At 47.3% G+C, this 25,009-nt stretch carries 19 protein-coding genes, 1 other RNA gene and 2 pseudogenes; 13 read left to right on the forward strand and 9 right to left on the reverse strand.

Going from position 1 to position 25,009, the window contains the following annotated elements; translation table 11 throughout:
* Nucleotides 1-48: 48 nt before the first annotated feature.
* A complete protein-coding gene (locus G5380_RS04430; protein WP_421352426.1) occupies nucleotides 49-1,416 on the reverse strand; it encodes a hypothetical protein in 1,368 nt (455 codons plus the stop codon).
* A gap of 358 nt (nucleotides 1,417-1,774) precedes the next feature.
* On the opposite strand from G5380_RS04430, the gene G5380_RS04435 reads away from it, so the two are divergent.
* From G5380_RS04435 to G5380_RS04470, 8 genes and pseudogenes are all read left to right on the forward strand, one after another.
* Entirely contained in the window at nucleotides 1,775-2,608 is an 834-nt protein-coding gene (locus tag G5380_RS04435; RefSeq protein ID WP_128816369.1) for a vWA domain-containing protein, read from the forward strand.
* A 2-nt stretch (nucleotides 2,609-2,610) separates the two neighbouring features.
* Nucleotides 2,611-3,348, forward strand: a complete 738-nt coding sequence (locus G5380_RS04440; protein ID WP_123172657.1) for a hypothetical protein — start codon at nucleotides 2,611-2,613, stop codon at nucleotides 3,346-3,348.
* Between the two features lie 3 nt (nucleotides 3,349-3,351).
* Entirely contained in the window at nucleotides 3,352-5,025 is a 1,674-nt protein-coding gene (locus tag G5380_RS04445) for a protein kinase family protein (protein ID WP_421352427.1), read from the forward strand.
* A 295-nt stretch (nucleotides 5,026-5,320) separates the two neighbouring features.
* Entirely contained in the window at nucleotides 5,321-6,769 is a 1,449-nt protein-coding gene (locus G5380_RS04450; protein ID WP_270660513.1) for an SIR2 family protein, read from the forward strand.
* 2 nt (nucleotides 6,770-6,771) lie between these two features.
* Nucleotides 6,772-7,239 (forward strand): TIR domain-containing protein, encoded by a 468-nt coding sequence (locus tag G5380_RS04455; RefSeq protein WP_110302987.1) that lies wholly within the window; start codon nucleotides 6,772-6,774, stop codon nucleotides 7,237-7,239.
* Between the two features lie 20 nt (nucleotides 7,240-7,259).
* On the forward strand, nucleotides 7,260-7,838 hold the full coding sequence (locus G5380_RS04460) for a TIR domain-containing protein (protein ID WP_182927756.1): 579 nt from the start codon (nucleotides 7,260-7,262) through the stop codon (nucleotides 7,836-7,838).
* Between the two features lie 133 nt (nucleotides 7,839-7,971).
* Nucleotides 7,972-8,112 (forward strand): annotated as a pseudogene (locus G5380_RS04465) (IS481 family transposase); the annotation flags it as partial.
* A 289-nt stretch (nucleotides 8,113-8,401) separates the two neighbouring features.
* Nucleotides 8,402-9,112 (forward strand): hypothetical protein, encoded by a 711-nt coding sequence (locus G5380_RS04470; protein WP_421352428.1) that lies wholly within the window; start codon nucleotides 8,402-8,404, stop codon nucleotides 9,110-9,112.
* Between the two features lie 308 nt (nucleotides 9,113-9,420).
* Here the strand turns inward: G5380_RS04470 and G5380_RS04475 are convergent, their stop codons facing one another.
* The 4 genes from G5380_RS04475 to G5380_RS04490 are packed head-to-tail and all read right to left on the reverse strand — an operon-like array spanning nucleotide 9,421 to nucleotide 15,266.
* On the reverse strand, nucleotides 9,421-9,840 hold the full coding sequence (locus G5380_RS04475; protein WP_421265979.1) for a hypothetical protein: 420 nt from the start codon (nucleotides 9,838-9,840) through the stop codon (nucleotides 9,421-9,423).
* Nucleotides 9,841-9,844: 4 nt separating this feature from the next.
* Nucleotides 9,845-11,896 carry a hypothetical protein gene (locus G5380_RS04480; protein ID WP_127008739.1) on the reverse strand — a complete coding sequence of 684 codons (2,052 nt, stop codon included), beginning with the start codon at nucleotides 11,894-11,896 and terminating at the stop codon, nucleotides 9,845-9,847.
* Nucleotides 11,893-13,800: a hypothetical protein gene (locus G5380_RS04485; RefSeq protein WP_127008741.1), complete on the reverse strand. Its 1,908-nt coding sequence runs from the start codon at nucleotides 13,798-13,800 to the stop codon at nucleotides 11,893-11,895. The genes G5380_RS04480 and G5380_RS04485 overlap by 4 nt, the downstream gene beginning before the upstream one ends.
* Entirely contained in the window at nucleotides 13,797-15,266 is a 1,470-nt protein-coding gene (locus G5380_RS04490) for a hypothetical protein (RefSeq protein WP_421265977.1), read from the reverse strand. The genes G5380_RS04485 and G5380_RS04490 overlap by 4 nt, the downstream gene beginning before the upstream one ends.
* Nucleotides 15,267-15,766: 500 nt before the next feature.
* On the opposite strand from G5380_RS04490, the pseudogene G5380_RS04495 reads away from it, so the two are divergent.
* Nucleotides 15,767-16,924 (forward strand): annotated as a pseudogene (locus G5380_RS04495) (IS3 family transposase).
* A 260-nt stretch (nucleotides 16,925-17,184) separates the two neighbouring features.
* Here the strand turns inward: G5380_RS04495 and ssrA are convergent.
* Nucleotides 17,185-17,544: a transfer-messenger RNA gene (gene ssrA / locus G5380_RS04500) on the reverse strand.
* Between the two features lie 166 nt (nucleotides 17,545-17,710).
* Nucleotides 17,711-18,199, reverse strand: coding sequence for an SsrA-binding protein SmpB (gene smpB, locus G5380_RS04505; protein ID WP_005334498.1), 489 nt, complete (start codon nucleotides 18,197-18,199; stop codon nucleotides 17,711-17,713).
* Nucleotides 18,200-18,368: 169 nt separating this feature from the next.
* Between smpB and G5380_RS04510 the strand changes: the two genes are divergently transcribed.
* Complete coding sequence (locus G5380_RS04510) at nucleotides 18,369-18,803, forward strand: SRPBCC family protein (RefSeq protein WP_005334496.1); 435 nt, start codon at nucleotides 18,369-18,371, stop codon at nucleotides 18,801-18,803.
* Nucleotides 18,796-19,143, forward strand: a complete 348-nt coding sequence (locus G5380_RS04515; protein WP_058059898.1) for an RnfH family protein — start codon at nucleotides 18,796-18,798, stop codon at nucleotides 19,141-19,143. Before G5380_RS04510 ends, G5380_RS04515 begins: the two co-directional genes overlap by 8 nt.
* Nucleotides 19,144-19,224: 81 nt before the next feature.
* Here the strand turns inward: G5380_RS04515 and G5380_RS04520 are convergent, their stop codons facing one another.
* Together G5380_RS04520 and fadE are read right to left on the reverse strand one after the other, a co-directional pair.
* Nucleotides 19,225-20,499 carry an amidohydrolase gene (locus G5380_RS04520; RefSeq protein WP_058059899.1) on the reverse strand — a complete coding sequence of 425 codons (1,275 nt, stop codon included), beginning with the start codon at nucleotides 20,497-20,499 and terminating at the stop codon, nucleotides 19,225-19,227.
* 179 nt (nucleotides 20,500-20,678) lie between these two features.
* The gene (fadE, locus tag G5380_RS04525; protein WP_421352429.1) at nucleotides 20,679-23,135 is read right to left on the reverse strand and encodes an acyl-CoA dehydrogenase FadE; all 2,457 of its coding nucleotides are present in this window, start codon (nucleotides 23,133-23,135) and stop codon (nucleotides 20,679-20,681) included.
* Nucleotides 23,136-23,390: 255 nt separating this feature from the next.
* Here fadE and lpcA point away from each other — a divergent pair, with 255 nt between their 5' ends.
* Together lpcA and G5380_RS04535 are read left to right on the forward strand one after the other, a co-directional pair.
* Nucleotides 23,391-23,969, forward strand: a complete 579-nt coding sequence (gene lpcA / locus G5380_RS04530; RefSeq protein WP_005334485.1) for a D-sedoheptulose 7-phosphate isomerase — start codon at nucleotides 23,391-23,393, stop codon at nucleotides 23,967-23,969.
* A 161-nt stretch (nucleotides 23,970-24,130) separates the two neighbouring features.
* A complete protein-coding gene (locus G5380_RS04535) occupies nucleotides 24,131-24,940 on the forward strand; it encodes a class II glutamine amidotransferase (protein WP_421352430.1) in 810 nt (269 codons plus the stop codon).
* Nucleotides 24,941-25,009: the final 69 nt, after the last annotated feature.

A 25,009-nucleotide genomic window follows, 5' to 3' on the forward strand; every position in this document is an offset into this window, starting at 1 on the left:
GAGGATGCATTAGTTAAATCTATAACTGTTTCTTCAAGTTTTGTTATATCACTGAAAGTGAAGGATTATCCGCTCATCATCAGAAGCAAAATCTTCTGATGCCCATACCCACTGTAATTGTCTTGTTATATTATTAGCTGCATCTTCTATGCCTTTTTTAGACCACGGTGCAGCTCGATAGCTACCATCAGGCATTAGTTCAACTAACGAAATAGTGTAACTTAGATTGTAAAAGCCAAGTTTTCTACGTTTTTCCGGAGATAATCTCCACGTGTCGTAGGTTAAATTAATTGTTCCATTATTCGGACTGACCTTCCATGAGACCTCAGGTAGTTGATGAAGATGAGTACGCAATCCCTCTGCTAGACCACTAGTAAGCTTATTAACTATCCAGGCGTGAGATCTACCACTAACTATAAACCTGTTAAATACCGAATCTTCTTGGTCAGTAAACCAACCTCCGGAATATGCAGTTCTGCTCTTAGCATTGTCCGTTATTTCAATTACTTTCAGTCTCAGATTTTTTATGTCTGATGGATACAGAACTTCATCATTTAAGGTGACGAAATTAGCCTCATCAAAAGCTATTCGGTCTAACTCAGACAACATCCATTTATCTGCTTCACTGGGTGATACCCATTTTAATCCATCAGGCTTAGGTAACGTTCTTGAAAAAATGAAAGTGGTTTTATGGAAGCCACTAATTCTGGGATGGATAAGATCTACATGTATCCAAGGATATGTATGCTTAATGCTGATATGCATATCTTCAGTATAGTAATGACCCACCTTCTTGATGACATCCCGTACCTCCCACATAATCTCACTAAGGCCATACTCAAAACTTGTACTTATTGAATCCATTACAGTCTTACGGATAAACCAGTGACCATGTACATTTGCAGGATTTAGAATTTGCTCGCTACTCCAACCTGTAATATCTCGAAGTTTTATTAACTCGTCAGGTTGTCCAATCAATTGAGCCAGTTCTATTTGGATGCCAAGATCTTTTGCAAAACCATGGATGTCTTCGTCTATATCGGGACATTCACTATTATATTTTCTTTGCCACTCAGAGAACTCAGTGTTAAGCGCTAGGTTATTGCCGAGTTCCAGCTGTGCTTTTAGTTGCTTGACTAATTTATCTATATAGTGATAAGACTCGGGAGTGTCTTTTCCTTGTAATATCTCTACGGTTGTTTCAAGCACTTGAGCTAGAGCATTTGCCAAAGCCTTGCTGGTGTGTCCGTTCTTTTCTACTCGTTGATAATGACCAATGAGGGTTTTTGGAGCGGCCTCTGGAGAGCGACCCAAAATCTTGTAAGCCTTACTCATCAACATTTCTTGGGTCAGGCCTGATTCAACACGTAGACCCTTCAGCCTTTCAGGATTGATGACAAACGATGTTCTTCCCATATGAATGAGCTCCTAAGTGACGATGCACATATCATGGTGGAAATAATAAATGTTGTATATACATCATAAATACCACATATATTCTCTGGTATGCCGAACAACAGGGTTCATTGGGTCATACGCTTGCTCTTGAGCTTCGAGTTGCGTAGGGGACGGGAGAAAGGAAGGTTCCAGCGATAGTGACATCAGTTGCTGGGTGGTGGGCGGCAAGAGTTTTAAGGTCAAGCAACGCTTGGCGGTGTTGGTTGTTGGTTGTTGGTTGTTGGTTGTTGGTTGAAAAATGTGACCTGAGTTAACAAATATCCTTGCTGATTATTTTATCTTATCCTTTTGATAAAACACATCATTGAAGGATTCTATGAGCTATAGTGCCGAAATCAGCCGTACCAGTCCTACAGCGTTCTTGTTTTTGGTAGACCAATCTGGGTCGATGCAAGATTCCATGACTAATGGCAAGTCCAAAGCCCAATTTGTAGCCGATGTTCTTAATCGAACTTTAGCCACTCTCATTACTCGCTGCACTAAGTCAGAAGGGACTCGTGATTACTTCGAGGTTGGTGTTTTAGGCTATAGCGGTTCTACCGCAGAAAACGGTCTTGGTGGTGCATTATCAGGGACAATTCTTCATCCAATCTCTCAAATTGAAGCTAATCCATTGCGTGTAGAAGATCGGATTAAGCGAGTAGATGATGGTGCGGGTGGTCTAGTCGACCAAGCTATCAAATTTCCGGTATGGTTTGAGCCCAAGGCTGCGGGCGGAACGCCTATGTGTAACGCCATCACCTGTGCTGCTGAACAGTTAGTGGCTTGGTGTGATGCACACCCAGACAGCTATCCACCGACTGTTCTGCACATCACTGATGGTGAGTCTACAGATGGCGAACCTGGGAGCCTAGCTCAACAACTCCAACAGATTAGTACCAACGATGGCAACGTTCTGCTATTCAATCTTCATGTGAGTTCTAGTGGTGGTGACCCCGTAAAATTCCCTATATCTGACGCTGGTCTAAGTGACAGCTATGCAAGACTCCTTTTCAGTATGTCCAGCCCTTTACCTGTACACCTTCAAAAAGTTGCAGAAGAAAAAGGGATAAAAGCAACGATGGAATCTCGTGGCTTTGTTTTCAATGGCGAGATTACTGAGGTTGTGGACTTCTTTGATATTGGCACCCGTGCCGCCCAGCTACGTTAACTATGGAATTCCACATCCTGTTTGATGGAACCGTAGCCAAGCATATTGAGCAACCAAACGATAACGAAGATGCTTACCGCATAGACCAAGAACGAGGCCGTGTAGTGCTGTCAGATGGGGCTTCTGAGTCGTTTGATGCTAAAAGCTGGGCTAATTTGCTTGTGGATGAATGTATAGATACAGCGCCTTTGGATGAGGCGCTCTCTTCATGCATCACAAAATATAACCTTCTACATGATCCGAGCACTCTGTCTTGGTCAAAGGCAGCTGCTTACGAAAGAGGCAGCTTTGCTACGATGTTGATTGTCCAAGATGACCCCATTCACGAGAACATCAACGTGTGTGCCCTGGGAGATAGTCTTGCTGTTTGGAGCGATGGTCATACCCTGTTGGATACAATACCGTATTATTGTGCAGACCAATTCACTCAAAAACCGACTCTTCTATCAACGCGCAATGAGTTAAACCCATTATTAAGCGACACTAATAGTATTTTGTTGACTCAAAAGGACTGGAGTTACAAGGACGATCAGACGAAATTGCTTCTCTGTATGACTGATGCTCTCGGGGCATGGCTACTGCATCATCAGGAGCATGGTGATAGCTCGGCTTTTGAGAGGCTTATTAGTATCAGAAGCCAACAGGAACTTCAGAAGCTTGTTGAAACAGAACGCGCAATTGGAAAACTCCGTCGAGATGATACTACTTTAATTCTCATTAGCCTGACCAGTGAAGTTTAAGCCATGGCATATCCAACCCTTGAGCAATACAACGAGGCTCTACAATCCCCACAACTCGTATTACAAGACGCAGAGTTAAAGCATGGTACATTAAAGACTACTGGCTTAGGGCTTCCTCTGGCTTTATGTGGTGGATTTGCACTCACGTATACTGTACAGGCTGGAGGTAAGAAATTTGCACTGCGTTGTTTTCACAAGGAATCACGAGAGTTAGAGAGAAGATATCAAGCTATATCCTCTCGAATTAAGCAATTGGCGAGTCCTTATTTTCTACCATTTGAATTCATCCCAGCGGGTATTCGTATTCAGGGGGTTATGTATCCCATCGTAAAGATGGCTTGGGCACAAGGACAAACATTAGCTGAATTCCTAGAGAATGAATATCGTAACCCTCAGTCTCTTCAAAGACTGCGGCAAGCATTGGCTAATTTAGCAGACTTTCTAGAGAAAAATCAGATTTCTCATGGTGATATTCAGCCAGAAAATATAATGGTGAGTGCAGGTGGTAGCACGATTCAACTCATTGATTATGATGGAATGTATGTTGAAGCACTGCAATCATCTAAAGCAACTGAATTGGGACAGGTTAACTTTCAACATCCCAAGCGTACTGCTAATGATTTCAATGAAAAGCTTGACCGCTTTTCATTTTTAACACTGGATGTCGCACTCCAAGCATTGATTGCGTCTTCTTCGATTTGGACTATTTCTCGGTCTGAACCGAGTGCGGTTGTATTTAGGCGGAATGACTTTTTAGATCCTGGCTCTTCAGTGATATTTAAAGAGGTTTTAAAAATCACTGGCGTGGGTTTGCATGTAAAAAACTTAGCTAGAGTGGCACTTGGGGACTTTAATAAAGTTCCTACCCTTGTAGATTTTCTTCAGAATAAGGGGATCTACCACGAGGAAATTATATTTGGCCAAGGGGCTACCTTGGCTAAGGCAGGCTATCAAGGTGCATATGTAGTTTGTGATGCGTTGAAATATGAAAAAGTATTTGAACAGGTTGGGAGCAGAATAGAGCTCATTGGTAAAATCCATTCTGTTCGCCGTGGGTGGGGAGCGAATAGAAAACCTTATGTATTCGTGAATTTCTCTGACTGGCGTGGCAAGGCTGTCAAGTTAGCTATCTGGTCTGATGGCATGAATGCGATTGGTGCTAATGTACCTGACCAGACTTGGGTTGGTCGTTGGCTGTCCGTTACAGGCCTCGTTGATGCGCCTTATCATGGACATGCAAAATCGACTAGCTACACACATATCTCAATCACTATAACTGCACCAGGTCAGATACAGCAGATACCAGAACAGGAAGCCAGATACCGTCTTCTTGGGGGGATCGCTGCTCCGGCTAGGACTGTGCCGAGTCAAAATGCAGGTATTCTCTCAACAATGACAAAAGGTACTAGAGCTTCAAATTCGCCAATTCAAATAAGGCCAACCCCCACAGCTCCCCAGAAGAGCTCAAATCAGCAGCTTCTTGAGAAGATGCGGGCTCAGCAAGTACCTCAGGTAACATACACGAGTGCGTCCCCCGTACATCTATCTTCAAACATGGGCAATTCTGCAAGGAACAACCCAATCGGTACTAATAGGAAGTCATCTGGCTTAGGTTGGGGAGGATGGCTTTTTATTATAGTTGTTGGCCTTATGTTCCTGCGAGGTTGTGCGGGTTAGAGTTCATATGAGTTGATATCTAAGCTGTGCAGTATTGACGGAGGAAGAATGAATTCTTATACGGCACCTTGTTGCTTGTCCGCAATACCTTCTGATGAACCTCTGCATGAGATTCTTGAAGCATCTAGAAAGCCAGAGAAATGCTGTTTTCTAGCACAGAAGAAGTTTAAATATCAGTTCTTTAGGGGTAGAGTAAGTGGGTGCGCTTGGATCTAGGAGGGTGCTTCTAAAAGGACATAAATGACAAATTTTTGGTATGTTATTTATTATAGTTTCCAACAGGAAAGGCTAAAAAATGAGCTCTCGGTTTTCTGCTGAAGTTGAAGCTTTCATAAAAAGATATGTAAAAGATTTAGAGGAAGGTGCTGCGGCTGTGTTTGCAGGCGCAGGTTTATCTAGAACTTGCGGATTTGTTAATTGGAAAGAACTCCTTCGTGAAATTGCGGAGGAGTTGGAATTATCTGTTGAGTTTGAACACGATCTTATTTCCGTTGCGCAATATCACGTTAATAAGAAAAATAGTCCAACAGGATTATCTAGGAAAATTTTAGAAGAGTTTTCAGAGCAAGCTGAACCATCTGAAGCCCATAGAATTCTTGCCAGACTCCCGATAAGAACATACTGGACAACTAATTACGATACATTGATCGAGGATAGTCTCAAAGAAAACTATCGGGTTGCTGATGTCAAACGCAAAGTCGATGATCTTATTCTTACTCGTCCGAAGCGAGATGCAGTTGTTTACAAAATGCATGGTGATGTAGATTCACCAGGAGCAGCAGTACTCTACAAGGCTCAATATGAACAGTACTATAAAACTCATGAAGGTTTTATAACTGCATTAAGTGGCGATCTGATTTCAAAAACATTTCTTTTTATTGGCTTCAGTTTCACAGACCCTAATCTTGACTATATACTGAGCCGTTTACATGTGCCTGATCATCATAGGCGTACTCACTATTGCTTCCTTCGTAAGGAGCCAGCGACGAAGCAGCATAATGAGGATGAAGCTGGTGCAATGTATAGGCAACGTAGACAAGAGCATCATATCCGTGACTTACTCAGGTTCGGTATCGAAGCTGTACTTGTTGAAGAATACGATGATATTCCTGTTATCTTGAAGGAAATTGAAAGTCGGTTCCGTAAGAAAACTATCTTTATCTCTGGCAGTGCGGAAGAATATGGTGATTGGGACAAACAGGTAGCGTTGAGCTTTGTACATACACTCTCAGCATCACTAGTGAAAGCTGGCTATCGAGTTGTTAATGGTTTTGGTTGGGGAATTGGTAGTGCTGTCATTAATGGAGCTCTTGATGCTATCTACTCTAGACCTGATAAATACTCCGAAGAACAACTTGTCATGCGTCCATTTCCACAACATCCATCAAACGGTAAAGAGTTAGCTGAATTGTGGAGTGAATATCGACATCGCATGATCGGCCTCTCTGGTATCGCCTTGTTTCTATTCGGCAACAAGCTTAACGAAGAGGATGAAGTAATCAATGCTGGCGGTGTTCGTAAAGAATTTGAAATCGCCCAAGGTACAGGAGTTGCTGTACTTCCAATTGGTGTAACTGGATATATGGCTAAAGAATTGGCTGAGGAGATGTTGAGAGAACCAGAGAAGAATTTTACTCATTATCCTTGGCTGGAAAAGGAAGTAGCCAAACTTTTAGACCCAGCAATTGATAGAACCAAAATCAACCAAGATATTCTGTCTATTTTGAAAAAATTAGGAGGTTAGATATGAAAAGGAAGGTTTTCTACAGTTTTCATTTTGATAATGATGTTATGCGAGTGCAGCAGATCCGCAACATGGGGCAACTAGAAGGTGATGAGCCTGTCAGTGCCAATACTTGGGAAGAGATCAAACGTACCGAGCAGGGTGTTAAGAATTGGATCAACAAAAATATAGAAGGTAAATCCTGCTTAGTTGTACTTATCGGGAGTCAAACGGCTAAGCGACCGTGGGTTAAGTATGAGATTGAAAGAGCTTGGAACCAAGGTAAGGCAGTAGTTGGTATTTATATCCATCGACTTAATTGCCCTCGTAATGGATATGATAAGAAAGGAGCTAATCCATTCGATCAATTCACTTTCAAGCGTGGCGATAAAGTAATTACGCCACTGGTTTATGAACCCAATGACAACGATGCTTATAATGATATCAAGAATAATTTGGCAACTTGGATAGAAAATGCAATCAAGCAATAAGTAATCAACAGGAAGATAAGATGGCCTATTTTACAAAAAGCGAAGCACGAGCAGCTGCCGCATCTGCTCGTGGCTATAAAGCAGCAAATACTGTACTGAGAGAAGGTATGGAGAGTTACAAAGAACAGGAAAGGTTCGATGTATTTCTCTCTCACTCTAGTGATGATGCAGAGCTGGTGCTGGGGGTTATGACCCTGTTGCAGAAGCAGGGTCTGCGCGTCTATGTTGATTGGGTTGTTGATCGCCAATTAGATCGTAATTCCGTGAATAAGGAGACTGCTGCGGTTCTTCGGGAACGCATGAAATTATCTAGTTCTATGATGTACATCGCCACCGATAATGCATCCAGCTCAAAATGGATGCCTTGGGAACTAGGTTTCTTTGATGGGCACAAGCCTAATCAAGTTGCGATTCTGCCACTCGTAGATTTCGAGAATCAAAACTTTGAAGGGCAAGAATATCTCGGCCTTTATCCGGTTGTAACAAAGTACCTTAAAAATAATTCGTTAAATCATTATGTAGAGGACAGAGGTCAAAGGTGGAGTAACCTGAATAACTTTGCTAGGGGAACTCCATCGTGGAATCGCTATTCATCATAAGTGATTTTCTGGATGTATAGCTAAGGTGTATGGAGATGGTTATCACCTGACATCTGCTCACTAAAGATTGTGGTCATACGGATTCAAGCTGGATGCCAAATGGTTCTCCTAGTGTGTTATCTGGGGTCACCGTATGACCACCGACAAGAAAGTGGCGCGTCTACTAGAGCTCGCCAAGGAACTCAATTGCGTCAGTCAAGCACGCAAACTCATCGGCTACAGCCGCCAGCAGTTCTACGAAATCTACCGCAATTATCAGACCTATGGAGCCCAATCCAGACAGATTGCTTGGTTGCAAAGGGAGTCCTCGATTACTCCCTCACCAGGTTAACTCATTTGGCTTTAGAGGATGGGCAGGGGCAGAGATCACACACTCCTACAGCACGTTGAAAAAGGTCTGAAATTGATACCAAAGGAAGGGCGCACGAAAGTAGCCTAAACAAGACACTGGTTTGAGGCCGGTGTCAGAGGATAACTAGAACTGTACAGGCTGTGCGAGCTAATTTATTAGCTTTGTATTGACGATCTGTATTACAGATAGCTGCATTCAAAGGGGATTAAAGATGACTGAGTTATTAAATATAATAAATGAATTTAATAGCACGTTTTCGACCAACGCTAGCCTGTGTGAAGATTTAAAAGTTGGGTGGGATCTGGGAGATTGTAGGTCTATTGCTTTATACCTGTTAGTGGAAGACCAACGCAGTGCCCCCTTTGGTACGGTTCTATACCACCACATCGGCAGCTACAACACTGGTGAGGTATACGAAGCAGAGGGGACAGCAGGCTTCAGTCTCTGCTCACGACTCGATAGTATTGAAAAATTTTTCCCTTTGTCTTCAAACGAGGCGACTCGTAGATTAGATATTGGGTATCGGTCACCCTGGCTTGGCGGTAGTTGTGCATTTTCCTCTATTCCGTTTAAGCGGTGGTGGGTTGATTCATTTAAAACATTGTGTGCAAATGTTCCTGCACAGGCTGAGCTGGTTAGCTCATTCTTGACGAGAGAGATAGAGGTTCTTGCAGAGGCTGCCAGGAATAAAGGCCGTAGAAGTGGCTGGGTTTACAATAGGTTCGTTGATAAACTTGAGTATCTCTCGATGCGAGTGAATCATGAATTTCTTGACTCAACACAATATTTATTTAAGCCTGTGCTGTTTTTTAATGAGTTTTCTCATAACTTGGTTAGTTTGAATGAACAAGAGAAAAGGGAGTTGATGAACAAGGCAAGGAGAGATAGCCATTTTGATGACCCACTTAAGAAGTGGTGGTAATCAGCTGATGGCAGTCAGCAGTTCTACGCAATCATCAGACTTATGTAAGCAACCGCTGGCTCGACAGTTTGCTCGGTTACAAAGGGGATATTGATTACTTCCTAACCAGGCGAGCTCATTGAACTTTAGAGGATGCGTAGGAGCGGACTTACCATGATGCTGGATGATTGAAGGGCTGTCCCCTACAGCACGTTGAATAGGCTCTAAAAGGCAGTATGCCCAAACGTAGCCAAAACAAGACACTGGTTTGAGATCGGTGTCAGGTGATAACTCGATCTGTACTGATCTTGTATCTGTCATGTTTGTATTCAATATTGCAATATATTGGTATTTAGATCTTTTTTTAACTCTTCAATTTTTTCTTCAAGTTTTTGTAACTGGCGAACCAATAGTAATTCTCTGCCTAATGCGGCATCTAACTGCATTTTTAGTGACTTTATCTCTTCCTCACCTAAATCTTTAGCTAATTTAATACTTTCAAGTTTTCGCTTTTGTATTGTTCTAGGAGACTCTATTTCATTTTTGTATGCGTTGATGAGCGTGATTAGTGGTTGATGCTTTTCTCTTTTCGGTTTTAAATACCCTGCATCTAAACCTGCTTCTTGTGATACAACAGAGAGGGTAATTGCTGATGGAGCTAAGTTTTTGTACTTCGCCAGTTCAGGCTTACCCTCTTTTAATCGTTGGAAGGCAGCATAACACTTTTCCAATCCATTATTGCTCTTCATAACTTTAATCCTTGTTCATTTGATATTTTTTAAATTTATTAAGACTGTCTAATTCAGCCTCTAATACCTGATATTCACCATCTTTTGGTGCATAGAATTGCATTGCCTTTTGAATTTCAAGGATTTGTTTTTCTACTTTATCCCGTTTTATTACAGCACAATCCGAGCTTAAACAATCAGTAAACTCACCTAGGATACGGCAATCGCACCCATTGATGTTAGTGCAACCCCCCAACAGAGTTTTATTATATACGATTTCGCCATTTTTAATTTTTTCTTCTGTTGTCGCTCTAAATTCAACAATACTGACCTCACCATCAAAAATTCGTTCTGCTTGTCTCGACATATAGCTACCTGATTTACCAAATAGTGGCTCATCCTCTAGTAGGTCATTAATAAATTGTTCCGCAACATCCATGGTGAAGGCTGCTTGGCAATCGAAAATAACGTGTGTTTCAGGAAGCATCCATTTTCCTGTTTGTGCATCATAGTGCCCGAAGATCGAAACGATATTCTGATGGTTTCGACTGTAGTATTTAGTTATTTCGGCTGTTAGATGTTTGTACTGACGCTTCAATGTGGGGATAGAGACAAAACCCGAGCTACATGCATAAAATGCTAGAGAGCGGCGGAGTTGATGGCTAGTCAATGGCCATACACCACCAATTTTGAACTTTAATTCTCCATTACCGTCTCTTTCATTTTCGAAGTCGCGGGAAGGATCGCTCGCTTTCAACAGTTCCATATCTTTTTCGGTTATCACCGCATCTAGAAACCACTGGGGTAGTCCCAGGTTCTTGATTTTACCGAATAGTGCATGCTTGCCCTCGTTATTAATTTCATTAACCGGTGCTATTAAAATGCCTGCGCTTAAAAATAGAGGCGTTTCACTTGTACAGGCAATTTCTGACCCGAAACATAGCCCTTTAGCAATGCGTTGTAATACTTCAATGGCTTTAACGATAATATCTGGTGCATACCAAGCATCTTCTTTTCTGTAACCAGTGTATTTTGTTGTGGTGGAAATAAGTTTTATCATTCTTGCTGGCACAACAACTTTTCCACTATTGTCTTTTTCTTCTTTATGTATATCAATAGTGGATATGCAATTCAATGGTAGACGCATAACCTCCTGATGACGCATGCCAGTATATAGGTGAATTGCAGTTTTTAATGTAAATTGTATCTGTTTAATGCTGCTTAATAACTCATGCACTGTTGTAACATTTGGAAAAATACTGTTTAGGTCATATGCCCTAATCGCTTCTTGCATTGTTGGCTGGCATTTAACTTTGGTCTTTTTCTGAGACGAGTGTGTTAGGCCATAACCTTTCTCCGAAAACCTAACTAAAAATGCAGTTATTTTTGATGTTCCAGAATGTAATCTCTCCATCTCATCCGTGAGTGCATTTACAAGGTGAAGGTATAAAGAAACGGGTATCACAGGGTGTTGCTTTTCCTTATTTTTGTTGCGAGATAGTTTTACACAACAAACAGTATAGCCAATTTTATCCTTCCCCAAATCAACCAGTTTTGAAATGAGGCTATTTAAAGATTTTTTACTTCTGTCTTTACTATGAGCAAGTGCTTGTATATTTGCTTTGTTTTCTAGCACGTCGCGAATATAAATTAGTCGGTTGTTGAATGGGTTGTTGCTAAGTTTTGAGGCTAGGTCTGTAATATTATGTATAACACGAAAATACTCATATAAGGTTGAAGTGGATAACCGACCCAGCCGCCCAGAACCTGACTTGTAAATTAGACAAAACATAAGCCATTTGACTTCTTTTCTTAGTTGTAACGAGTGTTCCTCGTTCACACCACAAATCGATTTAAAATCTAGGTTAGAGGCTGAACTTCCAAGGGGGGCGTAAGGAGTAAAATTCCAAATATCATTGCCATATATCGCGGTTGGGTTTCCCTTTGAATCCTTACATAGAACAAAATTATCCGATGGAGGTGTTGTGTCTAATTCTCCAGAAAATTCGTCTGGCCTGTATATATTGGAGTTTGAGTGGCTTTGGGAGTTATACAATTTGTTGGTAATAACATTCATAATATCATTCCCATTTCAGCATAACGTTCTAGCCTAAAAGACCAAAATGTTGTTAAATCACCATACTCAAAAACATCAACATACAGTTTATCTATAAGCATTTTTGTTTTAACAGAGTAATTTTGCAAACGCTCTATTAGATAATCAATACGTACGCAAAGCACCCTAAGAAGTTTTTCTGTTCTTTGAGTGTCAGTTGACATTTTCAATACCTGTTCTATGACGTATCGCACGCTTAATATTTTGTGTATATCATCACGATCTGCATGAATTATGTATTTGGAACAAAATAAACAACCGAATTGTTTTTTACAGTCTGGTTCAATTGGTGTGTATTCCTGTATTTTTTCTGGATTCCCTTTATTAGAGCAGTGGCCGGTAGAGATTGATATATCACTCCCTATTTTATCTTCTGTGATTTTAATTTCTTTGGCTGCTTTCTTTATTGCTGACCATAGTGTACCTAGTTCTTTTTTGCTGGTATCTGGTGACGATGGTGTATATGATTTTTGGTTTGTTTTTTCATCATGATTTAGGGCCTTGGCGGTTATTTTTGTTCCATGTTTCTCTTCATGATAGTGAACGCTTTTAAATTTCCTTACCTTACGACTACGTAAAATTGAAGCTTTTTTATAAAAGAAGAATTTTCTTGCTCGTGTCACTAAGCCTGCTATGTTTGCCTCTGTATATTGAACATATTCACCATTGTTATTTATTCTAAAGAATAGATATTTAAACTCTTTTCCCTGTAAAATATATTCGCGAAATGTCAGGTAGTCTTTTAAAATCCTTAAGCCATGTTGGGAGCCAAGGCTGTATTCTACAGTCTTACCACCTGCTCTAAATTTCACAGCTCTAAAGCTATTGTTAGTAATATGACGTTCAATATTAAGAGTGTTTTCATAAATAATTTTCCTAGCTTCAGTACCATAGGATCCAGTCATTAGCATAAAAACTTGCATATATGCATTTAAAGCCATTGCTGCATCTGCTATCCGATAAGGGCTATTTAAGCCAAGACTATTATGTTTTTCTATGCATTTTTGTGACCTCTTTATATCCTGAGAGTTCTTAAATTTGGTTCTATGGTTAATATTACTTAGTTCATCTGCGGTAGATAATCTACCCTCCTTATAGTTATACATGTCTGCATAAGTGGTTGTAAATGGTGTTTTAATGCTGCGGTTTGATGGGAAGACATAAGTATGATAGTTAGGCATTTTCAGTAACCAAGGATACGGTTGCATTTCTAAAACAGCAGAGCCATATCCTTTAGCGATAGCTAGAAATACTTCAGCGTTGTGTTGTACTAACGACTTTTCTGGTGCATCTTCATCTTGAGTTTCAAAGGTGATAGTTATAATGCCAGAGGTGATATGTTTACTTTCTTCCTCCCCAAAATGGATTGTGGCCATGTCTTTCATGGCTCTCTGCCTAGGGCAAGCAGTAATGGGTTGTATTTTTCTATGGTAAATTTGGTCGTTTAGATGATTTGTAAACGCAATATATGCTAAACGAAATGCCCCTGGTGTTTTAAATAGATCTGCGTAGTTGTTACTGTCAGTCCAGTTTAGAATGGTTCGAATATACTTTAGAAAAGTTAAAATGGATGTATCTTCCCATTTTTGAGTTACTATATGATCGTACAGCAAAGTTAAAAAGTATTGTCGCTCTTTTTGTAAACTATCAATGCAAACTGGTTGTATATTTTTTTGAGGCTTATATTTCATACCTCTAACACTGTATGCAATTATGCCAATATCAAATGAATTTTTGAGTATAGATTTTGGTAACAAAAGGCAAACTTTTTCAGGTGCATCTTCATACGTAAGTAGTTGGCTCGTTTCGAGATCGATAGTTTCTCTTGTGATCATGTCAGGATGTCTTATCTGATCCATTTTCATTTGACCTCATCGGATATATCTTTGTTCTGCAATACATCACCGAAGAGGACATTTTCAAATGTCTCTTGAGCCTCTAGTAGTTCACTGGTTTGGCTGAATAACTTTAAATAATTCTCAGTAGTAGATTGATGCGCATGATGTAGACGATAGCGTATATGGTTGAGCTCTGACCCTGCCATCATCTTTTTTTCTGCAATCAGTTTTTGGCATCCTTTATATAAAAGTAGGGCGAATGTTGCTCTGAGCCAATGAAATGAAAAGTCGGGTGATATTTTATTTCCTGTAATCCGCAGTAATTTGTATTTCAAATTTCTCGTTACTTGGCCGAGTGCTGGCGATAGTGTCATTTTGTAGCGTGGATCTAAATGCGACATATATCGACAGTCTCCTGTAGGACTTAAAAACAGATACATATCATCATCGTTAAAAATATCACCGAATTTTTGTTTGAATTTTTCTCTGCGCTCAGTGGCTTTTTTTGAATATGCCCATGTTTTTATTTTTTCGCCCAACCAGGCAGGCACATGCAAAATGTGAGGTTTATCATATTTTGTATCGCAACCATTTTGGCTATTCGCAAATAGCTTATAACTCATTTTCTTTTGGCTTAAATACTGATCCTCAAAAAATTTCAAATGCCTCATTCGCATAGTGAGAATGGTCTGTTTTCTCTCCCCTGTGCATAATGCAAGATAAACTATTAACTTCTCATCTATTTCGAATTCACCAGTCTGTAATGCATCTAATAGCGCATCCAGTTCTTTTTGAAACAGGGGTCGTAAATCCTCTCCTTCATCTCTGACATAGCCAATGCTAACAGGTGCTGGCTCTGCTGTTCTGACAGTTTGAGAGCGCTTTTCACCATCGATGCGATAAAGATTTCCAGAGGCGGTTTGTTTAAAAACAGTAAAGCTGGTTAGTTTTTCTACTCTTTCAAGATCTAAGTCAATATTCGGCTGCGTTGCAGCAAACTTATAAAATTGATATACAGCACCTGTTTTTGCATTTAATAATCCAGGTCTTGGTTTCTCCACATGCATCAGATGTGAATAGTACCGCCATGTAGGTCGTTTGGATTTTAATGAGTGTTTGAAATCGAAGAGATCAATTGGTGTCAGTTCGTTGTTATTATTTCTTACGCTTTCGCAAAAAATCTTATAATCGAGCAGGAGGGAAGCCTTTTTACGTATGTCCCTTGTATCTTTGTAATTATCTCTATTGTCGATTGCTATTTTAAGTAGAAAAAGATTGGCTAAATACCACGGTGTTCCATCGGCCTCTAGTAATATTGGAAATAGATAAACGCTATCATCTGAGTCAGATGAGTTATTGAGATCTGTTATATAGTAGTCACCATTTGTAATAGGTTGAGAATGATTATTGATAGGGTAGGTGGACAGATATGCATCCGTATTAGGCAAATGATGTATTAGAACAATCCGTTGTGCCTTTGTTAGTTGCATCATGTCATCCTTGCAATCACCACTCTGACTCAAAGGGTAGTTCGCTTGGAGAGTTTGTCAAACTCACAATCTTACACTTCAATTGTCTATTGGAGATCTTAACTACTAGCGAAGGTCAGGAGTTCGATCCCCCTTATCGGCACCATATAAAACAAAGGGTTAGCTTCTCATCGAAGCTAACCCTTTGTTTTATATGGTTAATTGGCCCAACACTGGGCCCAACAGATTGCAACCTATAGCCTGTTAGGGCATATCTCCCAAGGCACAGGATTTGTCAGGATCGCCCCCGTAACCTACCCGTAATCTTGCCGTTCAGATGCCTCGATGTTTGGTGTTACGTTGAGATTGCGACCACTCTGCATTGAGAGACTGGTAGCTAATCGTTTAAACTTCGCACTTTGCAAGGTTCAATGAAATTTTAATGTAGGGTAATAATGTAGTGGTCTAATCATCCCGGACACCATTTTAGGTGGTACAGTCGCCACCATGACTTGAGGTGTTCAATGACAAGATTACGTCGCTCATTTACTGCCGAATTCAAACTCGAAGCCGCATCCCTGGTGCTCGACCAGGGATATTCAGTCCCCGAAGCCAGCCGTTCACTGGACGTCGGTGAAACCGTACTTCGTCGCTGGGTTCAGCAACTGCAATCCGAACGCAGTGGCACAACCCCAATCAGCAAAGCGCTAACTCCTGAGCAGCAGAAAATCCAGGAGCTGGAAGCCCGTATCAACCGACTCGAACGTGAAAAGGTCATTCTAAAAAAGGCTACTGCTCTCTTGATGTCGGACGACTTCACACGTACGCGCTGATAGACCGATTAAGGGAGCAAGCCCCCATCACCCTGGTCTGCTGCGCTTTCGATGTTCCAACATCCTGTTTTTACGACTATCTGGCTCGCAGGCGGACGATTAACCGTGAGCGCATGCAGCATCGCTGTGAGTTGCGCCGTTTGTTCAAAGTGAGCCGGAACTCGGCAGGCAGCCGTGCCTTGATGTCGATGATGCGGGAGTTGGGGTATCAGATTGGTCGATTCAAAGTACGTAACCTGATGAAGGAAGCCGGTCTGGTATCCAAGCAACCGGGCGCTCATCGCTATCAGGTCGCTCGGTCTGAACGACCGGGCACTCCCAATCTGCTGGCCCGCGAATTTGATGTCCAGCAACCCAATCAGGTGTGGTGATATCACCTACGTCTGGGCAGGTGGTCGTTGGTATTACCTGGCAGCGGTGCTTGACCTGTACACCCGGCGGGTCGTGGGCTGGGCGATGTCTGATAAACCTGATGCAGAATTGGCAATCAAAGCACTGGAGATGGCCTATCAGTAGCGGGGTTGCCCATCCGGTGTGCTATTTCACTCCGACCAGGGCAGCCAATATGGCAGCCGGGCATTTCGGCAACGACTGTGGCGTTATCGCATAACCCAGAGCATGAGTCGTCGTGGAAACTGCTGGGATAACGCCCCGATGGAGCGACTGTTCAGAAGCCTGAAGTCAGAGTGGCTCCCGGCTATGGGATATATGAGCTTGCGAGAGGCGAAACGAGATATCAGTTATTACCTGATGGATTACTACAACTGGCGGCGTCCACATCACCACAATAATGGGATACCGCCAGCAAAAGCCGAAGATCGGCCTAACCAAGTGTCCGGATTTAGTTGACCACTACAAGTAGGAGCCTGTCAATTTTGAAAGCATGGATCCACAATTCTCCCGTTTTAGCGCGATTTTTTGTGCCGAGTGAGAAACGGGTCTCACGAGGAGCTCCGTACTGGCGGAGGGCCGGGGGGAAGATCAGGCGGTAGCAGTAGACACCACAGTGGTTTTTGATGAGACCGGGATAGAGCATATGTGACACCTCAGTGTGTCACTCCCTGACCAGCCATAAAGAAAAAGCCCTGACGAATCAGGGCTTTAGCAGGTGGTGGAGCTGGGGGGATTTGAACCCCCGTCCAAAATTACTACATCCTTGGCACTACATGCTTAGTCACTCTTTACATTCGCCAACCCGCTGCGGAGAGACACGCCACGAATTGACTAGCTCGATTGGTTTTAATGCTTCCGCCCCGAGCAGGACTTCCACACGATCCTGTGAAGGATGACCTTCCGATTCCCTAGGACACAGGCAAGCTAGGGTAGAAGGGCTCTATGCAGGTTATTAAGCTGCTAGTGCGTAGTTTTCGTCGTTTGCGACTATTTTTTTGCGGTTTATTAACGAGGCCTACCGCACCTCGGCATGCACCTTGGGTTTCGTGAATCTTGTCGAATCCAGAATCAGCCCCAAGTTGTTAATTGCGATTGTACGCAAAAATGCTGTCATAGCAAGGCGTTGATACCCATTCCCTCTGGCAGCCAGTCTGTTTGCCGATTTATTGTACGCAGCTAAACCTGAAGAGCCAGCTGCGCTGGGGGAAGGTGAACTGACGTCCTGATCCTGCCAGTAGCAGGTTAGCCGCGATGCTTGTTCTTCATGATGCGGGCTTTTTCCCGATCCCACTCGCGGGCCTTGGTATCTTCGCGCTTGTCGTGCTCTTTCTTGCCCTTCACCAGGCCGATCTCGACCTTGACCCAGCACTGTTTCCAGTAGAGGGCGAGGGGAACTATGGTGTAGCCCTGACGGGCAATCAGGCTTTCGAGCTTGTCGAGTTCACGACGGCTCAGCAGCAGTTTGCGGGTGCGGGTCGGGTCACATACCACGTGGCTGGAGGCCGCTTGCAGTGGCAGGAAGCTGGAGCCGAACAGATAGGCCTCGCCATCGCGGAAGATGACATAGGCTTCGCTGATGTTGGCCTTGCCCGCCCGCAGGGATTTGACTTCCCACCCTTGCAGGGACAGACCCGCTTCGATCTTCTCTTCGATGAAGTATTCGTGGCGCGCGGTTCTGTTGAGTGCAATGGTGCTGGACCCGGCTTTGTTTTTACTGTTTTTTTTGCTCATGACGGGCGATTTCCGGCAATGACTAGGAGGCTCGTATTATACGTAGGCAGGGGCGGCTGTAAAACGCGCAGCAGGTCAAGTGGTGGCTTTCTGAGCGGTTTGGCTGAGGTTTTACCTCCACAACCCCAAACATGGTGATAAAATCGCGCCGATTGGATGAGGAAAAGCCATGCCCCGAATTACGCGCAGTGCCCTGGTGATGTTCAGTGCAGAACAGATGTTCAAGTTGGTTAACGATGTGGATGCCTATCCGCAGTTTTTGCCCGGCTGTGTTGGCAGCCGTGTCCACGAGGCTGGCGATGACTACATGATGGCGTCGGTCGATGTGGCCAAGGCGGGGATTGCCAAGACCTTTACCACCCGCAATCAGCTGGATGTGAACCGCCAGATCAGGATGGAGCTGGTGGATGGCCCGTTCCGCAAGCTGGCGGGCTGGTGGACCTTTACCCCGCTCGATGTCGACGCCTGCAAGGTGGAGTTTGATCTCGATTTCGAGTTTACCTCCAAGCTTATCGAGGTGGCATTTGGTCAAGTATTCCGCGATCTGGTGAGCTCCATGGTCTCCGCCTTCTCCAACCGGGCGAAGGAGGTCTACGGTGTCTGACCAGCTCAATATCGAGGTTGTCTATGCCTTGCCGCAGCAGCAGACGGTGATTGCCCTGCGGGTGGCGCCCGAGACTTGCGTGCTGGCGGCCATCGAGCAGTCCGGCATCGTGCAAAAGCACCCCGAGATTGACTTGTCGGTCAACAAGTTCGGTATCTACAGCCGCCCGGTGAAAGGGAGCGAGCCGCTGCACGACGGCGATCGTATCGAGATCTACCGTCCACTCATCGCCGATCCCCGCGAGATGCGCAAAAAGCGGGCCGAGAAGGCCAAAGAGGAGGGGCGAGCCGATAGCGTGACCGGTGGCCGCCCCGATGTACATCGCAAGCTCCGCGAGTAGTGCTCAGGTTTTTCTTGCAGAAAAAAGGCGCCGAGGCGCCTTTTTTTGATCCCGTTAGCCGGTGAACTGGCCGAAGGGATATCAAGAGAGGGCTGCTTCTATCACACCCAGCCGGGCGCGGGCCCAGGCGGCCAGTAGCTCGACCCCGCTTTGCATCACCCGCTCATCGAAATCGAATTCGTTGTGATGGTGCGGCGCCGCCAGATCGGCCCCCAGGATGAGGTAAGCCGCTTCGCCCCCCTGCTTTTGCACCCGCTCCATCAGAAAACCGGCATCTTCGCTGGCGCCAAAGCGGCGAGTCTGGATGGTGGCGAGCCCCTGCTTGCGGGCCAGCGCCGCCAGCTCGGCCTGCAGGGCCGGGCTGTTGTCGAGGGCAATGGCCTCGCCCTGTTTGATGATGCGGTAGGTGACGCCGTGGGCGAGGGCGGTACCTTCGACGATGCGCTGTACCTGACTGAACATGTAGTCGTTGAGCGTGCTATCGGCGCCGCGGGTTTCACCGCGTAGCTCGGCGTGATCGGGGATGACGTTGCGGCCGCTGCCAGCGTGAAGCTGGCCGACGTTGATGCGGGTCATGCCGTCGCGGTGGCGGGGAATGCCGAGCATGGCGGTGGTGGCCATGCAGGCGGCTGCCAGTGCATTGCTGCCGGCATTGGGTTCGAGCCCGGCGTGGGCGGCGGTGCCCATAAAGTGGACGTCGAACTTGGTGGAGCAGAGAAACTCGGTGGGGTTGATCACCAGCTCGCCGCTGCCAGCGTGAATGCCGATATGGAGCGAGAGCAGGGCATCCACGTCATCGAGTGCGCCACCGGCAGCCAGCGCCTTGCCACCGCGGCACCCCTCTTCGGCGGGTTGGAAGAAGAGCTTGATGCGACCGCACAACTGCTCTTTCATCGCCATCAACTGGCTGGCTAGCCCCATGCCGATGGCGGTGTGGCCATCGTGGGCACAGGCGTGCATCCACCCCTTGTTGTGGGAGGCAAAACCCTCCTGCTGCGGCTGGTGCTGTTCGGCGTCGGACTCTTCCACTTCCACCGCATCGATGTCGAAGCGAAAGGCCAGGGTCGGGCCGGGACGGCCGGTATCCAGCTCCCCCATCAGCCCGGTGACATCGCCAATCCGCTCCAGCCAGTCGGGATGGGCCCCCTGACGGCGGGCGCGAGCCTTCTCGGCCGCCACATCCACATCACGGCCCATCATCAGATTGCTGGCCAGCAGTTTGTCGCCGAGCACGATGCGATAACCGAGCTCGCTCAGGTGGTGGGCAATCAGGCTGGTGGTGCGAAACTCTTTCCAGGCTGCTTCCGGCAGGCGGTGCAGGTCGCGGCGCCACAGGATCAGGTGCTCAAGGGTCATCTTGGCTTCCTTGGTGATTCGATTTGTCAGCTATTGTGCCTTTTTTCCCGGCTGACCACACGGGGCCCGCAGCTGGTCGGGGGAGCTGTGCGTGCGAGTGGTGACTGTTCGGGCCGTGAATAGTGGTGAGCGCCCATAAAAAACGCCTCCACAAGGGAGGCGTTGTCGATAGCTGGTTATCAGGCCGCGTGATGGTAAGCGGAGGCTTCAAACAGCTTCTTGTTGGCCACCAGATCGATGGGGTCAAAATCATCGACGTTGATGGTGCGCAGGCGACTTACCTCGGCGCGGCGCAGCAGCTCGGCTTCGCTCTGGGTCAGCACACCAGCGGCCAGACCGATGTCGGCCACCTTGTCCAGCGCCATGAAGGGACGCTTGATGCCATCGCTCTTGCAGACTTTCTCGAACAGCGGCTCGGCGGCCAGCACGTCATCGAGCGCCTGCTCCAGCAGGCCGAAGGGGTTGCCCTCTTCGCGCGTCAGGTATTGGCCCTTGGCCAGGCGGCTGCGGGTCTCGCTCGGGGTTTGCAGCAGACGGGCAACCTGTTGATCCAGCTTGTCGCACGGACGGTTCAGGTCACGACCCAGCGGCAGCACCACGGCGCGCAGGGCAAGCCCAATCCAGCGGTTCGGGAAGTTGCGCAGCAGCTCGTCGATCGCCTCTTGTGCCTTGAACATGGCATCTTGCAGTGCCCAGTGCAGCAGCGGCAGGTCGGCCTGCTGGCGTCCCTCGTCCTGATAGCGCTTGAGGGCGCTGGAGGCCAGATAGAGCTGGCTCAGCACGTCGCCAAGACGGGCGGAGACCCGCTCCTTGCGTTTGAGCTCGCCACCCAGGGTGCCCATCGCCATGTCTGACAGGAACGCCAGGTTGGCCGAGAGGCGGGAGAGCTGCTGGTAGTAGCCCTTGGTCTGATCCTTGTACGGTGCCGCGGCAAAGCGGGCGCCGGTGATACCGAGCCAGAAGCTGCGTACCAGGTTGCTGATGGCAAAGCCGACGTGGCTGAATACCGCCTTGTCAAAATCCTTCAGCGCCTGCTCCTTGTCGGGGTGGCTGGCGGCCAGCATCTCCGGCAGTACATACGGGTGGCAGCGGATAGCGCCCTGACCGTAGATGATCATGCTGCGGGTCAGGATGTTGGCCCCTTCCACCGTAACGGCGATGGGGGCACCCTGATAGCCACGGGCCAGATAGTTGTTGGGGCCCATGCAGATGGCCTTGCCACCGTGGATGTCCATGGCATCGATGATGCACTTCTGGGCACGGTCGGTGAGGTGGTATTTGACGATGGCGGAGATGACCGAGGGTTTCTCGCCAAGGTCGATACCGGTCACGGTCAGGTTGGCTGCGGCGCCCATGATGTAGGCGTTGCCGCCGATGCGGGCCAGCGGTTCTTCAATCCCTTCCATCTTGCCGATGGGCAGCTTGAACTGGCGACGGATGCGGCTGTAGGCGCCGCTCGCCAGGGCCAGCATCTTGACGCCACCGGTGCTGTTGGAGGGCAATGTGATACCGCGGCCAACCGACAGACACTCGACCAGCATGCGCCAGCCCTGACCGGCCATGGCCGGGCCACCGATGATGAAATCGAGCGGGACGAACACATCCTTGCCCTGGGTCGGACCGTTCTGGAACGGCACGTTGAGCGGGAAGTGGCGACGGCCGATGCCGACACCCTTGATGTGAGTGGGAATGAGGGCGCAGGTGATACCGAGCTCTTCCTCTTCACCCAGCAGGAGCTCGGGGTCACGCAGTTTGAAGGCCAGACCCAGCACGGTAGCAATGGGGGCGAGCGTGATGTAGCGTTTGTTCCAGGTGAGGCGCATACCGAGCACCTCTTTCCCTTCCCACTCGCCTTTGCAGACGATGCCAAAATCGGGGATGGAACCGGCGTCCGAACCTGCCTCCGGGCTGGTCAGGGCGAAGCAGGGGATCTCTTTACCTACCGCCAGGCGGGGCAGGTAGTAATCTTTCTGCTCGTCGGTACCGTAGTGCTGCAGCAGTTCGCCCGGGCCCAGCGAGTTGGGTACGCCGACGGTGGAGGCGAGCACGGCGCTGGCGCCGCACAGTTTTTGCAGGACGCAGGACTGGGCGTAGGCCGAGAACTCCAGACCGCCATATTTTTTCCTTATGATCATGGCGAAGAACTTGTTGTCCTTCAGGTATTGCCACACCTCGGGGGAGAGATCCGCGCGCTCGTGGGTCACTTCCCAGTCGCTCACCATGCGGCACACTTCCTCGACCGGGCCATCCATAAAGGCCTGCTCTTCGGCAGAGAGGGCGCTGACCGGGATGGCGTGCAGTTTTTTCCAGTCCGGGTTGCCCGCGAACAGATCGGCTTCCCACCAGGTGGTTCCCGCTTCAATCGCCTCTTTCTCGGTGCGGGACATCTCCGGCATGATCGATTTGTAGATCTTGAACAGCGGCTTGGTTATTTGATTGCGGCGAAATTCCACCAGATTGAGCGGGATGGCGATCACCGCGAACAGCGCCCATACCAGCAAGGGCACATGACCATAGATGGCGCCAAGCACCAGGGCGGCGCCGGTGACCAAGGTGGAGATGAACAGGGATGCCCGGCGATAGGCCAGGGCTCCGATAACCAGGATCACCCCGAGCAGAGTGAGGGTCGTCGTCATTGCTTGCTCCTTGCGTGGTTAGGTTGCCAACGTGGCGTAACTGATCCAGAGGTCTGACCTGTTGGATATGGCCCCTGTTGTAATTCATACGCACAAAGTTATCAAGCTGTTTACATCTTCATTACCTTCTCTCTGTGATCCCCATAACGCTCACGCGCCGCCAGCGCTGTGGCTCGCAGGGGGGCGACTGTGCGATTCGCTTGTGCGAGAATAGCCGCGATCTACACGCACACTAAAAACAGTGGAAGAGACATCATGTACCAAGAATTGATCCGCAATGAACTGACCGAAGCTGCCAGCGTGCTGCAGGCCTTCCTGGCTGATGAGCAGAACCTGAAAAACATCGAAGCGGCCGCCAAACTGCTGGCTGACTCTTTCAAGGAAGAGGGCAAGGTGCTCTCTTGTGGCAACGGTGGCTCCCACTGTGATGCCATGCACTTTGCCGAAGAGCTGACCGGTCGTTACCGCGAGAACCGCCCGGGTTATGCCGGTATCGCCATCTCCGATCCGAGCCACCTCTCCTGCGTCTCCAACGACTTTGGCTATGACTATGTCTTCTCCCGCTATGTGGAAGCGGTCGGCCGTCGTGGCGACGTGCTGCTTGGCATCTCTACCAGCGGCAACTCCGGCAATATCCTGAAAGCCATCGAGGCTGCCCGCGCCAAAGGGATGAAAGTGATCGCTCTGACCGGCAAGGATGGCGGCAAGATGGCCGGTCTGGCGGATGTCGAGATCCGCGTGCCGCACTTTGGCTATGCCGACCGTATTCAGGAAGTGCACATCAAGGTGATCCACATCCTGATCCAGCTGGTCGAAAAAGAGATGGCCAAGTAATCAGGCCACGCTACCGGACAAGGGCATCACAGGTTGATGGTTTGTCATCGACCGGTGCTGCCAGTCACAGGGGAAGGAATTGCGCCTTCCCCTGCTGTCTGTCGAACCAGCGTGCTGGTCGAACATGATACAAGCCAAATCATGAAAGGAGTCTGCCGGATATGTGCGAACTGCTCGGCATGAGTGCCAATGTGCCGACCGATATCTGCTTCAGCTTTACCGGGTTGATGCTGCGCGGCGGCAAGACAGGGCCCCACAAGGATGGCTGGGGGATCACCTTCTACGAGGGGAAGGGCTTTCGCACCTTCAAGGATCCCGAGCCCAGCGCCCAATCTCCCATCGCCAGACTGGTACAAGCGCTGCCCATCAAGAGCTGCGCCGTGGTCAGCCACATTCGGCAGGCCAACCGTGGCTGCGTGTCGCTGGAAAATACCCACCCCTTTACCCGTGAGCTGTGGGGCCGTTACTGGACCTTCGCTCACAACGGTCAGCTGACCGGTTACAAGAAGCTGCCAACCGGTCGCCACCGTCCGGTAGGGGATACCGACAGCGAACACGCCTTCTGCTGGCTGCTCGACCGGTTGGAGCAGAAGTACCCCAAGCGTCCCGCCAACTTTCCCGCCATGTTTCGCTATATGGCCACCTTGTGTGATGAGCTCAGGGGGCTTGGGGTATTCAACATGCTGCTCTCGGACGGGGAGTATGTGATGAGCTACTGCAGCAACAACCTGCACTGGCTGACTCGCTGTGCGCCCTTTGGCGAGGCGAGCCTGCTGGATGAGGAGGTGGTGATCGACTTTCAAAGGGAGACCACCCCCAACGATGTGGTGACCCTGATCACCACCCGTCCGCTGACCGGCAATGAGAATTGGGTCAAAATGGCGCCCGGCGAATTCAATCTGTTTCGCATGGGGGAGCGGGTGGCGACCAATCGGGTTGCGCTTGAGCAAGATAAAAAAATACCAGAGTAGATACCTACCCTGGTTCTTCGCAGCAGCCATAAAAGGCAAAAGGGATGAGAGGTGTTGCTGAGCATCATC

This window comes from Aeromonas sp. 604443, assembly GCF_049170315.1.
GTDB lineage: Bacteria > Pseudomonadota > Gammaproteobacteria > Enterobacterales > Aeromonadaceae > Aeromonas > Aeromonas veronii_A.

Excerpts from the sequence above, each read along its gene's own strand:
- G5380_RS04445 (WP_421352427.1), top strand. The coding sequence starts at position 3,352 with ATGGCATATCCAACCCTTGAGCAATACAACGAGGCTCTACAATCCCCA.
- G5380_RS04475 (WP_421265979.1), bottom strand. The coding sequence starts at position 9,840 with ATGAAGAGCAATAATGGATTGGAAAAGTGTTATGCTGCCTTCCAACGA.
- smpB (WP_005334498.1), bottom strand. The coding sequence starts at position 18,199 with ATGAGCAAAAAAAACAGTAAAAACAAAGCCGGGTCCAGCACCATTGCA.
- G5380_RS04455 (WP_110302987.1), top strand. The coding sequence starts at position 6,772 with ATGAAAAGGAAGGTTTTCTACAGTTTTCATTTTGATAATGATGTTATG.
- G5380_RS04470 (WP_421352428.1), top strand. The coding sequence starts at position 8,402 with ATGACTGAGTTATTAAATATAATAAATGAATTTAATAGCACGTTTTCG.
- G5380_RS04430 (WP_421352426.1), bottom strand. The coding sequence starts at position 1,416 with ATGGGAAGAACATCGTTTGTCATCAATCCTGAAAGGCTGAAGGGTCTA.
- fadE (WP_421352429.1), bottom strand. The coding sequence starts at position 23,135 with ATGACGACGACCCTCACTCTGCTCGGGGTGATCCTGGTTATCGGAGCC.
- G5380_RS04460 (WP_182927756.1), top strand. The coding sequence starts at position 7,260 with ATGGCCTATTTTACAAAAAGCGAAGCACGAGCAGCTGCCGCATCTGCT.
- G5380_RS04510 (WP_005334496.1), top strand. The coding sequence starts at position 18,369 with ATGCCCCGAATTACGCGCAGTGCCCTGGTGATGTTCAGTGCAGAACAG.
- G5380_RS04490 (WP_421265977.1), bottom strand. The coding sequence starts at position 15,266 with ATGATGCAACTAACAAAGGCACAACGGATTGTTCTAATACATCATTTG.
- lpcA (WP_005334485.1), top strand. The coding sequence starts at position 23,391 with ATGTACCAAGAATTGATCCGCAATGAACTGACCGAAGCTGCCAGCGTG.
- G5380_RS04485 (WP_127008741.1), bottom strand. The coding sequence starts at position 13,800 with ATGAAAATGGATCAGATAAGACATCCTGACATGATCACAAGAGAAACT.
- G5380_RS04450 (WP_270660513.1), top strand. The coding sequence starts at position 5,321 with ATGAGCTCTCGGTTTTCTGCTGAAGTTGAAGCTTTCATAAAAAGATAT.
- G5380_RS04435 (WP_128816369.1), top strand. The coding sequence starts at position 1,775 with ATGAGCTATAGTGCCGAAATCAGCCGTACCAGTCCTACAGCGTTCTTG.
- G5380_RS04480 (WP_127008739.1), bottom strand. The coding sequence starts at position 11,896 with ATGAATGTTATTACCAACAAATTGTATAACTCCCAAAGCCACTCAAAC.
- G5380_RS04520 (WP_058059899.1), bottom strand. The coding sequence starts at position 20,499 with ATGACCCTTGAGCACCTGATCCTGTGGCGCCGCGACCTGCACCGCCTG.
- G5380_RS04535 (WP_421352430.1), top strand. The coding sequence starts at position 24,131 with ATGTGCGAACTGCTCGGCATGAGTGCCAATGTGCCGACCGATATCTGC.
- G5380_RS04440 (WP_123172657.1), top strand. The coding sequence starts at position 2,611 with ATGGAATTCCACATCCTGTTTGATGGAACCGTAGCCAAGCATATTGAG.